The organism is uncultured Winogradskyella sp. (genome assembly GCF_947496485.1).
Lineage (GTDB): Bacteria > Bacteroidota > Bacteroidia > Flavobacteriales > Flavobacteriaceae > Winogradskyella.
This window is the reverse complement of sequence record NZ_CANMCZ010000001.1, coordinates 1270096-1282339: the sequence shown is the minus strand read 5'-3', so window position 1 is coordinate 1282339 and position 12244 is coordinate 1270096. Positions and strand designations below refer to the sequence as shown.

At 32.7% G+C, this 12244-nt stretch carries 14 protein-coding genes; 11 read left to right on the top strand and 3 right to left on the bottom strand.

Annotation, left to right across the window (positions count from 1 at the left end; translation table 11 throughout):
- The first annotated feature begins 63 nt into the window (after window positions 1-63).
- The 10 genes from Q0822_RS05425 (at window position 64) to Q0822_RS05380 (ending at window position 9162) form a co-directional block, all read left to right on the top strand.
- A complete protein-coding gene (locus Q0822_RS05425; RefSeq protein ID WP_299121153.1) occupies window positions 64-906 on the top strand; it encodes an alpha/beta hydrolase in 843 nt (280 codons plus the stop codon).
- A gap of 2 nt (window positions 907-908) precedes the next feature.
- Window positions 909-1397, top strand: a complete 489-nt coding sequence (locus Q0822_RS05420; RefSeq protein ID WP_299121150.1) for a sigma-70 family RNA polymerase sigma factor — start codon at window positions 909-911, stop codon at window positions 1395-1397.
- Window positions 1390-1947, top strand: coding sequence for a hypothetical protein (locus Q0822_RS05415; RefSeq protein ID WP_299121148.1), 558 nt, complete (start codon window positions 1390-1392; stop codon window positions 1945-1947). Before Q0822_RS05420 ends, Q0822_RS05415 begins: the two co-directional genes overlap by 8 nt.
- Before the next feature lie 182 nt (window positions 1948-2129).
- Window positions 2130-2657: a hypothetical protein gene (locus tag Q0822_RS05410; RefSeq protein WP_299121146.1), complete on the top strand. Its 528-nt coding sequence runs from the start codon at window positions 2130-2132 to the stop codon at window positions 2655-2657.
- A gap of 128 nt (window positions 2658-2785) precedes the next feature.
- Window positions 2786-4246 (top strand): oligosaccharide flippase family protein, encoded by a 1461-nt coding sequence (locus tag Q0822_RS05405; RefSeq protein WP_299121143.1) that lies wholly within the window; start codon window positions 2786-2788, stop codon window positions 4244-4246.
- A 4-nt stretch (window positions 4247-4250) separates the two neighbouring features.
- Window positions 4251-4685 carry a dUTP diphosphatase gene (gene dut / locus Q0822_RS05400; RefSeq protein ID WP_299121140.1) on the top strand — a complete coding sequence of 145 codons (435 nt, stop codon included), beginning with the start codon at window positions 4251-4253 and terminating at the stop codon, window positions 4683-4685.
- Between the two features lie 34 nt (window positions 4686-4719).
- On the top strand, window positions 4720-5739 hold the full coding sequence (locus tag Q0822_RS05395; RefSeq protein ID WP_299121137.1) for a sugar phosphate nucleotidyltransferase: 1020 nt from the start codon (window positions 4720-4722) through the stop codon (window positions 5737-5739).
- A 46-nt stretch (window positions 5740-5785) separates the two neighbouring features.
- Window positions 5786-7147 (top strand): tetratricopeptide repeat protein, encoded by a 1362-nt coding sequence (locus Q0822_RS05390; protein ID WP_299121135.1) that lies wholly within the window; start codon window positions 5786-5788, stop codon window positions 7145-7147.
- Window positions 7148-7939: a DUF4292 domain-containing protein gene (locus tag Q0822_RS05385; RefSeq protein ID WP_299121133.1), complete on the top strand. Its 792-nt coding sequence runs from the start codon at window positions 7148-7150 to the stop codon at window positions 7937-7939. It abuts the gene before it with no gap.
- On the top strand, window positions 7939-9162 hold the full coding sequence (locus tag Q0822_RS05380; protein ID WP_299121130.1) for a peptidoglycan DD-metalloendopeptidase family protein: 1224 nt from the start codon (window positions 7939-7941) through the stop codon (window positions 9160-9162). Before Q0822_RS05385 ends, Q0822_RS05380 begins: the two co-directional genes overlap by 1 nt.
- On the opposite strand, the gene Q0822_RS05375 is transcribed toward Q0822_RS05380, so the two are convergent.
- From Q0822_RS05375 to Q0822_RS05365, 3 genes are read right to left on the bottom strand one after another with little or no spacing between them, the layout of a single operon-like run.
- Window positions 9163-9381: a DUF6515 family protein gene (locus Q0822_RS05375; protein ID WP_299121127.1), complete on the bottom strand. Its 219-nt coding sequence runs from the start codon at window positions 9379-9381 to the stop codon at window positions 9163-9165.
- 52 nt (window positions 9382-9433) lie between these two features.
- On the bottom strand, window positions 9434-9943 hold the full coding sequence (locus tag Q0822_RS05370; RefSeq protein WP_299121126.1) for an acyl-CoA thioesterase: 510 nt from the start codon (window positions 9941-9943) through the stop codon (window positions 9434-9436).
- A 60-nt stretch (window positions 9944-10003) separates the two neighbouring features.
- Window positions 10004-10942 carry an SPOR domain-containing protein gene (locus tag Q0822_RS05365; protein WP_299121125.1) on the bottom strand — a complete coding sequence of 313 codons (939 nt, stop codon included), beginning with the start codon at window positions 10940-10942 and terminating at the stop codon, window positions 10004-10006.
- 176 nt (window positions 10943-11118) lie between these two features.
- On the opposite strand from Q0822_RS05365, the gene dprA reads away from it, so the two are divergent.
- The gene (gene dprA, locus Q0822_RS05360; RefSeq protein WP_299121123.1) at window positions 11119-12222 is read left to right on the top strand and encodes a DNA-processing protein DprA; all 1104 of its coding nucleotides are present in this window, start codon (window positions 11119-11121) and stop codon (window positions 12220-12222) included.
- Window positions 12223-12244: the final 22 nt, after the last annotated feature.

Below are 12244 nucleotides of genomic sequence, written 5' to 3'. Positions count from 1 at the left end.
GTGTTTTCATGTAACATTTTTTTCATTTTGTATCTAAAAGGAAAACAAATAAAAAATAACATTATGAAAACTATCAAATTCAAACTTCTAATCTTAACACTTTTCATTTCCGCTTCGGTAATTTCTCAAAACAAAGCTTTTGAAGTAACAGTAACTGGTAAAGGGAATCCTATTTTTTTATTTCCAGGATTCACTTGTCCTGGTGAAGTTTGGGATGATGTAGTTAATGAACTTTCAAAAACGAATGAATGTCATGTCTTTACATTTGCAGGTTTTGGGGATGTACCAGCAATTGAAAAACCGTGGTTACCAAAGATTAAAAATGAAATAACGGCATATATTTCAGATAAAAATCTTGAGAATATCATTTTAATTGGTCATAGTTTAGGTGGTACTTTGAGTCTATGGTTAGCTGCTGAGGATAATGAAAGCTTTCAACAAATTATAGCTGTTGACGCGCTACCATCAACAGGTGCTTTAATGATTCCTAATTACAATAGCGACATGATTGCCTACGATACACCATACAATAAACAGATGATTAGTATGAGTAGTAAAGATTTTGAAACTATGGCATCGCAAATGGCATCAGGAATGGTTTTAAATGAAGAAAAGAAGCAAGTAATAAAAGATTGGATTATCAATACAGACAGAGAAACTTATGTATATGGTTTTACTGATCTTTTGAAGTTAGATCTACGAGAGGACATTATAAAAATTAAAATTCCCGTGTTGTTGTTGGCGGCTACTAAACCTTATGGGGAAGAAACGGTTAAAATGACTTATAAAGATCAATACAAAAACCTTCAGGATTACCAGATTAAGTATGCCAAGGATTCTGCACATTTTATTATGTACGACCAACCAGAGTGGCTTTTAGAAGCGATTAAAAGCGAATTGGAATAAAAATGAATCAAGAGAATTTCAATATTATTTATTCTGAAAACTATCCAAAAGTCATGCGATTATGTTTGGGCTATGTCAATGGTAACAAAGTACAAGCACAAGATTTAGCTCAGGATGTGTTTATAAAAGTTTGGGATAATCTTAAAAATTTCAGAAAGGAATCAAGCATATCTACTTGGATTTATAGAATTACGGTTAATACATGTTTAATCTATTTAAGAACAAATAAAAAGAGGAAGACAACCAATAATTTACCGCCTGATTTGAAAATCCATATAGATAATGATGTTGAAAATAGAGAATCAAAATTCAAACAACTATATAATTGTATCAATAAACTGAACGATGATAATAAGGCCATCATCTTATTGGAATTAGAGGGACTGCCTCAAAAGGAAATAGCTGAAATTATAGGCATTAATTATGAAACTTTAAGAGTAAGGATATGCCGAATTAAAGACAAATTAACTAAATGTGTGAGCAATGAATAATTTTGAAAACATACAATCAGAATGGCAAAACCAACCTGATATTGAAGGAACAGATAAAGGACTCAAAGAAGTATTTAAAAAAACTAACGAGTTAAAAAACAAACAACAGATTACTAATATAATATTGGGAATAACTATAGCAATTTTAATTGGTTTTTTTCTCTATGTAAAAGCTTATTTGGAAGTTAAAGCAACTTTATCGCTAGGACTGATGATTATGGTATTAATTGCAAGAATTATAATCGAACTTTTGAGCATTAATAATTTAAAAGGCATAAATTATAATCTCGATTTTAAGTCTTTCAAAGAAAGTCTTTTAGGCTATTACAAAAGACGAGTTACGACGCATTATATTTTTACACCTATCATTCTTCTTTTGTATGTTATTGGGTTTTTAATATTGATGCCATATTTTGAGGCAGGCCTGTCAAGTGGTTTTTACACCTACATTCAAGTTTCTGGAGTAATAGTTTTAGTTTTGGGTGTATTTTTGATTTTCAACCAAGCAAAAAAAGAACTTTATATTTTAAAAGAATTAATGTCTGAATAAATAATATTCAGAATTAGGTTAAAATTAATTAAAGAATAAACCATTAAACCTAACTTTAACGAGTTAGGTTTTTTTTGTATTGATATTAAATAATTATGTATTTCATCGATAAAATACACTTTTTAACGATGTTTTTGGTTTTTTTATCTATATTGCTCTTCCAAATCTTAACCTACATTATAATGAAACTATTAAAAAGTGCATGTTATGCCATAGTTTTTGCAGGTATCTTTGCGACTACTTTGCAATGTGCAAGTCCAAAAGAAGTAACCACTACTTTTGAAAAACCAACATCATTTAAAGTTAAATCTGTTTATTTTCAAGAATGGTATGCAGGTATCAAAGTTGGTGGAACTGGTGTTAATGTTTTTGTTCCTGTCGTTAATAAGCGCAGCGATATTACTATTGATAGCGTTTATTTTAAAAACCTTAAAGGCAAACTTGTTGTAAAAGACGACAAGTATTTTGCAATTCTAAAGAATGACTCGCCTTATTACACATTTAGGGGAACACAAAAATCTGATGATTATCCATTTACCTTAAATAATAATGAATGTGCTATAAGATATATCGAAAACGGTGAAACAAAATATCTTAAAGTAGTAAACGTAAGAGAAATGGAAGGGACCTATTACGAAAATGGACCACCATCAATTTATGACAATAAGTCCTCTACAATAGTCGCAACTAATGATGATGATAGCGAATAAAATATTTAATTAAAACTAAAAAAAGTCTTACCAATATCATAAGACTTTTTTATGCACTAATCTGAAGTTGAAAAAAAGAACCTTTTGATATTATTTCAATACTTTTGGGTCAAATCAATAGTTTTAGATTGAGCGGATTCAAATCACTTTTTAAACAGACATTTATATATGGTTTAGCAACTGTGTTGCCTAGAATGTTAAGCTTTTTACTTGTACCATTATATACAAGTGAAGCAGTTCTTGCTAATCCAGCGGAATACGGCAAGGTATCAGTTATATTTTCATATTTCGTATTGTTTAATGTGATTTTAGCCTATGGAATGGAAACAGCATTTTTTCGCTTTTTCAACAAAGAAGAGGACAAAGACAATGTGGTAAGCACATCGACTATTTCGCTGATAATATCATCACTAGGATTCTTTATATTGGCCTTAGTATTTCAAAATCAAATCGCCAACTTTATTAGTATAGATGTAAAATACATCAACTTAGTGATTTGGATATTACTTCTAGACGCCTTAGTCATTATTCCTTTTGCTTGGTTAAGAGCTAACGAAAAACCAATGCGATATGCCATTATTAAGATACTTAATGTTGTTATTAATATTGGTTTAAATCTATTCTTCTTATTGACTCTAAAAGGCTTAGCCCAAAACGGAAATCTGTTTGAAAGCATTTACAAACCTAACTTTGAAATCAGTTATATATTTATCGCTAATCTGGTAGCAAGTGGAGTTACACTTTTAGCAATGCTTTCTTTTTACACTAAGATTAATTATAGGTTTGATAAAAAGCTATGGAAACAAATGATGAAGTATGCCATACCAGTATTAATTGCTGGTATCGCGTTTTCAATCAATGAAACCTTTGACCGCATATTGCTGAAAGAATTATTGCCAGCCGATGTGGCTGAAAATGACATCGGAATGTACTCAGCCTGTTATAAGCTAGCCTTATTTATGACGCTTTTTGCAACGGCTTACCGCTTAGGAATAGAACCTTACTTTTTTAGTCATGCAAAGACTAAAAATCCACAAAAAAACTATGCAAATATCTTAGAATTCTTTGTGGCTTTTGGTTCTATAATATTACTTGCGGTGGTGGTATTTGCAGATATTTTAAAACCATTTATCATAAGAAGTGAAGCCTATTGGGAGGCTATGTGGATTGTACCCATTATACTTTTAGCCAACTTTTGTCTAGGTATTTATCACAACCTTTCCGTTTGGTATAAAATTACAGATAGAACTAAGTTTGGCGCCTATATTTCAGTCGTTGGAGCTATTGTGACACTCGCAATTAATTTCATCTTTATTGAAACTTATTCTTATAAAGCTTCTGCTGTTGCAACGCTTATTGCTTATGCAGTAATGATGCTACTGTCATATTATTTTGGGCGAAAATATTACCCGATTCCATATAACCTTAAAAAAATCGGATTGTACTTATTCATTTCAATTAGTTTATCTGCATTGTCTTTTTATGGATATCGAGAGAATTATGTTGTCGGAATTGCAATGTTAATTGTATTTTTGGGATTAGTTATTGTGTTGGAAAAGAACCAACTAAAACAAGTCTTAAAACGCTAAAAACATGAAAATAAAAATCATAAACAAATCAAGACACGATTTACCACATTACGAAACCATTGCGTCAGCTGGTATGGATTTGCGTGCAAGTTTAACAGAATCCAGAATTTTAAAACCCTTAGAACGCACTGTAGTGGGTACAGGCTTATTTATAGAATTACCAATTGGTACTGAAGCACAAGTAAGACCACGCAGTGGTTTAGCCGCAAAAAAGGGTATTACAGTACTAAATGCACCAGGGACAATAGATGCAGATTACAGAGGTGAAATAGGTGTTATTTTAGTGAATCTTTCTAATGAAGATTTCACCATCAATAATGGGGAACGAATTGCGCAATTAGTAATAGCAAAACACGAACGCGCAGAATGGGAAGTGACAGAAGAATTATCCTCAACAGATAGAGGTGAAGGTGGTTTTGGAAGTACAGGAACTAAATAAAACAATTAAATAAATCAACGAATAAACTTATAGAATGAAAATAATAGTACCAATGGCAGGCAGAGGCTCTCGCCTAAGACCACATAGTTTAACAGTGCCAAAACCATTAATTCCTGTTGCAGGTCAACCGATAGTACATCGTTTGGTGAAAGACATTGCTAAAGTTTTAAAGCAACCGATTGAAGAAATTGCTTTTGTTTTAGGTGATCCAGCTTGGTTCGGAGATGAGGTCGTTGAGAGTTTAACTGAACTGGCAGAAGACTTAGGGGCTAAAGCATCCATTTACAGACAAGACCAACCATTAGGAACTGGTCATGCAATTATGAGTGCTAAACCATCATTATCAGGACCAGCAGTAATTGCCTATGCAGACACCTTGATTAGAGCAGAGTTTGATTTAGACCCAGCAGCAGATAGTGTGATTTGGACAAAACGCGTTGAGAATCCAGAAGCCTATGGTGTGGTTAAGTTAGATGAAAACGAAAAAATTGTTGAGCTTGTTGAAAAGCCAGAAAGCTTTGTAAGTGACCAAGCTGTTATCGGTATCTATTACTTCAAAGACGTAGCTGTTTTAAAAGAGAAGCTTCAAGAAGTACTTGATGAAAACGTAATGAATGGAGGCGAATATCAAATTAATGATGGTATAAAGCGTATGATGGCTGATGGCCGAATTTTTAAAACAGGAACAGTTGACGAATGGATGGACTGCGGAAACAAAGCGGTTACTCTAGAAACTAATGCTAAAATGTTAGGCTTTTTAGCAGCCGATAAGGAAGAACAATTAATTGATGACTCTGTCGTTTTAGATAATTCAACAGTTATAGAACCTTGTTGTATAGGAAAAGGAACGGTATTGAGAAACGCAACCGTTGGGCCTCATGTGTCTATTGGTAAAGATTGTATTATAGAAAATTCAATCGTTAAAAATAGCTTAATTCAGAATCAGACCACTATTAAAAACGCTAAATTAGACGAAGCTATGATTGGTAATCATGTAAAGTATGATGGTGAGTTTACGAAGATTAGTATTGGCGATTATACAGTTTTGGAATAACTTTTGAAAGTATAATTATTATTCAGAGCATAGTGAAGAATCAAAAATGAAATTGAATAAAGAAATAGTAAGATTATTACTGGTACTTTGCATAGTACCAAGCTTTGCTATTGCCCAGGTCGATTTCAATAAACGACCAGATGATGATTTAGGAAATGTAGAAGACGAATTTCAAGAATATTTCTTCGAAGCTTTGAAACAAAAAGGGATTGAAAATTATGATAGAGCAGTTGATGCACTCCATAAGTGTTTAAACCTCAATAGCAAGCTTCCAGTTATTTACTTTGAGCTTGGTAAAAACTATAATAAACTTAAAAACTTTGGTGCTGCAGAAGATAATCTAAAGAAAGCTATTAGTATGCAGCCTGACAATGTTTGGTTTTTGGACGAGCTTTACGATGTTTATTTTCAGCAAGATGATATCAAAAATGCTCTAAAAACTATAAAACAACTAGTAAAATATCATCCAGATTATAAAGAAGACCTAGCGGCACTTTATGTTAGAGAGGAAAAATATAATCAGGCTTTAGAGCTTTTAGATCAGCTAGATGAAGAATTTGGACTTAGCGAATCTAGAGATGCTATGCGAAACGATATTTATAGCATCACAGGCAATGCAGATGATAGAATTGAAAACTTAGAACAACGCATTGCCAATAATCCCAATAACGAGGACAATCATTTGAAGCTTATCTACAGATATAGTCAAACAGGAGATCGAAAAAATGCTTTTAAAGCCGCTAAAAACTTATTAAAAGTTAAGCCAGATTCAAAGTTTGTGCATTTAGCATTGTACAAGTTTTATCTCCAAGATGGTAAAGTAGATGAGGCAATTGGTTCTGTAAAAATAGCATTAACAAGCCCAGAGATTAATTCTGATGCCAAAGCGAAGGTGCTCAAAGATTTTGTTGGTTTTGTAGCTAAAAACCCAGAATACGAATCGGATTTAATAGACATTACTGCCTTAGTTGACGAAAATAAAAATGCACAAACGCATAGTGATTTAGGGCATTATTATCTAAAGGCTGGCGATAAGGCTAAAGCACTTTCAAACTTTAAGGAAGCCTTAAAACAAGACCCTAACGACTTTAAATTAATAAAAGACGTATTGCTACTACAATTAGATATAAAGGATTACAAAGCTGTTGTAAATGATAGTGAACACGCTCTAGAACTGTATCCTGCACAACCAATATTGTATTTAGTTAACGGTGTAGCAAATAACAACTTGAATCAAAATAAAAAAGCAATAGACAATTTAGAAACCGGATTGGACTTTTTAATTGATAATCCGACTATGGAAGCCGATTTTTATTCAGAATTAAGTATTGCCTACAAAGCCCTAAATAATATTAATAAATCTGAAACGTTTGCTAAAAAGGCACAAGCCCTAAAAGCCCAACAATAAATGAACATAACTCAATTGTATAAAAACGCTAAAGTTTCCTTAAGTGCTATTCTTTTGGTTATGGCATTTAGCTGTAAGTCAGCTAAAAGTGTCATAGCATCTGGTGAGACTAGTGATAAACTTTCATCTAAACAGGTTATAAAACAGCATCAAAAAAATGATGCGTCTTTTAAAACGATGAATGCTAGGGTTGCTATTGACTTAATACAAGGAGAAAAAGAACAAGGCCACACCTTTAGCCTTAGAATGGAAAAAGACAAAGTGATTTGGTTAAGTGCTTCGTTCGGTATGGCTCGTATGATGATAACACCAGATAAAGTAAGATTCTATAATAAATTAGATAACGAATATTTTGATGGCGATTACAAATTATTAAGTGATTTTGTTGGTGTTGATCTCGATTATATGAAAGTTCAAAACATCTTGTTAGGTCAGGCTATATATAACTTAAAAGACGAACCACATCAGGTATCTGTAAGTGGTAACTCTTATGCCTTAAGTCCAAAAGATCAGAATGCACTTATAGACTTATTTTATTTAATTAACCCATCACATTTTAAGATGGATCGCTTAGAATTATATCAGCAGTTGAAAAGAAGAATGCTTCAGGTTGATTATTCATCGTACCAAGAAGTTGAGAAACAAATATTACCTAAAAATATAAGAATTGTTGCTGTTGAAGATGCCGATGAGGTTGCTGTCACTATGGAATTTAAATCTGTATCCTTAAATAATGAAGTGCGTTTTCCATTTAACATCCCTTCAGGATATAAAGAAATAGTCATAAAATAATGAATACTAAGCGTTTTTACACTACTCTTATTTTTACTCTAATATTGTCTTGTTTTGCTGTTTCAGCCCAAAGTGATAAACAAAAAAAACTAGAAAAGCAGAGACAGCAGATTATAAAGGAAATGAAGCAGATTAATGCTTTATTATTCACTAAAAAGAAAGAAGAAAAGTCTGCAATTACACTCATTGAAGATCTCAATTATAAAATAAATACTAGAAAAAATCTAATTAGAATAACCAATGAACAAGCCAATCTATTAACTAGAGAGATAAACGCTAATCAGAAAGAAATAACAAGTCTTAGAACCCAACTTCAAGAATTAAAAGATGATTACGCAGCCATGGTTGTAAAATCGTACAAAAGCAAATCAGAACAAAGTAAAGTGATGTTTTTGTTGTCTTCAGATAATTTTCAGCAAGCGTATAAAAGATTGCAGTACATAAAACAATACAGGGCTTATCAAAAAGAACAGGGCGAAGCAATTAAAGCTAAAACCAAAGAACTTCAAGATCGAAATATTCAACTATCTAAGCAAAAGGAGGATAAGAAAAAACTAATTGAAGAAAATAGAGTCGCCAAGCGAGAGCTAGAAGGAGAATTGAAACAGCGTGAAGTCTTAATGGCTTCTATAAAGGCTGATATGGGTAAATTTGCAGCCCAAATCAAAAAGAAAAAACAAGAGGCTGATCGTTTAGATAAAGAGATAGATCGCTTAATTAAAGAAGCAATAGCTGCATCTAATAAAAAAGCAGGAAAAAAATCATCTACAGGAAAATTTGTCCTTACACCTGAAGCTAAAAAGCTAGCTTCTAATTTCGAAGCTAATAAGGGGAAATTGGGTTGGCCAGTGTCACGAGGCGTTATAAAAGCTAGGTTTGGCAAAGGGCGTTCATTAACAGACAGTTCTGTTGAGGTTAATAATTCGGGTATTAAAATAGCCACAGAAAAAGATGCTGAAGTTAAAGCAGTATTTAACGGTGAAGTTTCACAGATTCATTTAATGAAAAGAGGAAATCCAACCATATTAATTAGACATGGAAATTACTTTTCGATCTACCATAATCTTTCAAAGATCTACGTAAAAAAAGGAGATAAGATTACCACAGGTCAAGTAATAGGTGAAGTTTTTACTAATAAAATAAAGGGAGAAACACTCCTTGATTTTAGGATTTATAAAAATGGTAAAAAGTTGAATCCAGAATCTTGGTTATCAAAGAATTGATTAAACTCTAACAATAACATAGCCTTTTCTGGTTTTTCTATAATGATTTCCGTTGAAAAAGTAGTAACGCTTCCCTTTTACACGAACCACCTTATAATTTCTAGGTAATTTTTTTACAACCGTAACTGTTGAGGGTTGAGTAATGACTACACGACTAGCACATGAGTTAAAACTTAATGCGAAAATAAAAACGAAGGCATAAACTAAATATCTCATCATAAATGAATTTGGTTCTACAATAAGACTAAGTGATAAGAAAAAGGTTTAAAAACTACTCAAAAAGCGCTTTGAGCTCAGTAGCATCATTTGGCTTTATTTTCCCTGCTAATAGTAAACTTAACTGTTTACGTCTTAGGGCAGCATCAAAACGTTGTTTTTCTAACTCGGTTTCTGGTACAAGTTCAGGAACTTTTACTGGTCGTCCAGTTTCATCTACAGCAACAAAGGTGTAAATAGCTTCATTAGCTTTAACACGATCACCGGATTCTCTGTCTTCGATCCACACATCCATATATACTTCCATTGAGGAGGTAAACGCTCTCGATACTTTAGCCTCAATCATAACAACACTTCCTAAAGGTACAGACCTATTAAAAGCAACATGATTTACAGAAGCTGTTACTACAATGCGTCGAGAATGACGTCTAGCAGCAATACTTGCAGCTCTATCCATACGCGCCAACAACTCTCCACCAAATAAATTATTGATAGGATTGGTTTCACTAGGTAACACTAAATCAGTAACGATTGTTTTAGACTGTGCTGCGGTTCTTGATTGCATAAATTTTTAAAATTTGTGCAAAGATAAGATGCTTAAAATAAATAAAGGGATAAGTAAGAATTAATCTAGTTTCTTAATCAAAAGCCAAGCATCACGATTGTGGTCGCGACGGATTTTGTATAGTGAGCGTTGTGCTTCTGCTCTGGTTTCAAAACTAGCATAAACTACTTCGTGAAGACCATAACGGTTAGCTCCAATTTTTCTAGCCTTATAACCTTTAGCTCTAAGTTGGTTTACTTTTTTATCAGAATTAGCTTCCACTCTAAATGCACCAGCAACAATATGATAGTTTCCGCTTTGTTTATCTAGAGATAAAGTCGCAGCAGGCAATGGATTGCTAATCACAAAAGTGGCCTCTTGTACTTTAGCGTCTAATTGCTCATTAGCTTGTTCTTGTGCTAATTGATTATGTTTTTCAATGGAATTACTATAATATTTGTTGCCAAAAAATCCGCCTAAGCCTAAAACAATAACAGCCGTAGCTGCATATTTTAACCAGTTATTATTAGAGCGTTTTTCTGGAGTAAATGCAATTGGGGTTTTTTCCTCAATTTTTTCAACTGTCTCTTTATAGATCTCACGAGTAACATTAGATGATGTAAAGTGAGATAGGCCAAAGGAATCTGTTAGGTAATTAACATGTTGAGATGGATTAAATACCATCTTTCCGTCAGTATTTAAAGTCAGTTCACCAATATTTTCAAACTGAATAGTTTCTCCCTCAACTAAATACGACTTTATTGTTTTTACTTTCTTTGAAACCTTATTTGTTGCAATCGCATATGGTATTTTTTCAATCTCAGCGATATAGTTAGCCAATAAGCCATCATTTTTCTGCAACTGCTCGTTAAAAGACAACACCTTTTTGGGTGGATAAAATGTATGAGTGGATTCGTGAATCTTCGCTGAAACACGCTGTGTTAAAAACGCTCCAAAACCAGGAACGGTTACACAATCGTAACGGTATAAAAGGTCGCTAATGTATGTCTCTAACTGCATATGCGAACAAAGTTAAAAATTTTTAATTCCGAACGAAGCTTAACTAAGCTTAGTTATTAACATCAAAAGAATAAATAATTAACATCAGTTTTTTGCTATCAATAGAGGAATGATTTTCTTCAAAAAGCAATATATTCGTGAATTAACGATTTGGTTTTTTAATTTTCTGATTTTCAATGACAGACCAGCAACTTATTTATGCTTTAGCATTACAACACGTGCCAAAAATTGGTGCAACAACAGCTAAAAAATTAATAAATCATTGTGGCTCTTCAGAAGCCGTTTTAAAAGAAAAAAAATCGAAACTGCTTAAAATTGATGGAATAGGAACCATAACCATAGAAGGTCTTTTTGATAAAACACATCTTGAAGAAGCAGAAAATGAATTAAAATTCATCAAAGACAATAATATTCTTGCACATTATTTTACAGAAAACACTTATCCTGAAAAATTAAAACATTGCATCGATGGACCAATTGTATTATTCCAATCCGGAAATATAAATCTTAAGAAACAACATATTATCAGTATCGTTGGAGCTCGTAAGATTACGACAAGTGGAATCGGATTCTGTGAAAAATTAGTTGAATCACTATCACAATTCAATCCAATTATTGTTTCTGGGTTTGCTTACGGAACAGACATTACTGCTCAAAAAGCTGCGGTAAAACATAATTTACAAACCATTGGCTGTTTGGCACATGGACTTAATCAAATTTATCCTAAAGTGCACAAAAAATATGTGGCTGATATCGAAAATCATGGTGGTTTTTACACGGATTTTTGGAGTACTGATCCTTTTGATAGAAACAATTTTCTAAAAAGAAACCGAATTATTGCAGGTCTTAGCGAAGCTACAATCGTTATTGAATCTGCCGAAAAAGGAGGCAGTTTAGTTACTGCAGATATAGCAAATTCATACGACAGAGAAGTATTTGCTGTACCAGGAAGAACAACAGATAGCCAAAGTGTTGGCTGTAATAATTTGATAAAATTTCAGAAAGCACATTTACTGTCTAATCCTTTAGATGTGCCTTACATGCTGAATTGGGAATTAGAATCTGATAAAAAACCAGTAGCACAAAAACAATTGTTTGTAGAATTAGAACCCGATGAAAAAATCATTTATAATTTTTTAAAAGAGAATAATAAAGAGCTGTTGGATGTTATTGCACTACGATGCGAAATGCCAACATATAAAATAGCAGGTATTTTATTGAATATGGAACTGAAGGGAGTTGTGAGACCTTTGCCTGGTAAGTTGTTTGAGGTTATATAATTTTCTAAGTATAATAGTTACA

Bases quoted from the DNA above. Each gene is read 5' to 3' on its own strand.
- Q0822_RS05425 (WP_299121153.1), top strand. From the start codon at position 64: ATGAAAACTATCAAATTCAAACTTCTAATCTTAACACTTTTCATTTCC.
- Q0822_RS05420 (WP_299121150.1), top strand. From the start codon at position 909: ATGAATCAAGAGAATTTCAATATTATTTATTCTGAAAACTATCCAAAA.
- Q0822_RS05415 (WP_299121148.1), top strand. From the start codon at position 1,390: ATGAATAATTTTGAAAACATACAATCAGAATGGCAAAACCAACCTGAT.
- Q0822_RS05410 (WP_299121146.1), top strand. From the start codon at position 2,130: ATGAAACTATTAAAAAGTGCATGTTATGCCATAGTTTTTGCAGGTATC.
- dut (WP_299121140.1), top strand. From the start codon at position 4,251: ATGAAAATAAAAATCATAAACAAATCAAGACACGATTTACCACATTAC.
- Q0822_RS05395 (WP_299121137.1), top strand. From the start codon at position 4,720: ATGAAAATAATAGTACCAATGGCAGGCAGAGGCTCTCGCCTAAGACCA.
- Q0822_RS05390 (WP_299121135.1), top strand. From the start codon at position 5,786: ATGAAATTGAATAAAGAAATAGTAAGATTATTACTGGTACTTTGCATA.
- Q0822_RS05385 (WP_299121133.1), top strand. From the start codon at position 7,148: ATGAACATAACTCAATTGTATAAAAACGCTAAAGTTTCCTTAAGTGCT.
- Q0822_RS05380 (WP_299121130.1), top strand. From the start codon at position 7,939: ATGAATACTAAGCGTTTTTACACTACTCTTATTTTTACTCTAATATTG.
- Q0822_RS05375 (WP_299121127.1), bottom strand. From the start codon at position 9,381: ATGATGAGATATTTAGTTTATGCCTTCGTTTTTATTTTCGCATTAAGT.
- Q0822_RS05370 (WP_299121126.1), bottom strand. From the start codon at position 9,943: ATGCAATCAAGAACCGCAGCACAGTCTAAAACAATCGTTACTGATTTA.
- Q0822_RS05365 (WP_299121125.1), bottom strand. From the start codon at position 10,942: ATGCAGTTAGAGACATACATTAGCGACCTTTTATACCGTTACGATTGT.
- dprA (WP_299121123.1), top strand. From the start codon at position 11,119: ATGACAGACCAGCAACTTATTTATGCTTTAGCATTACAACACGTGCCA.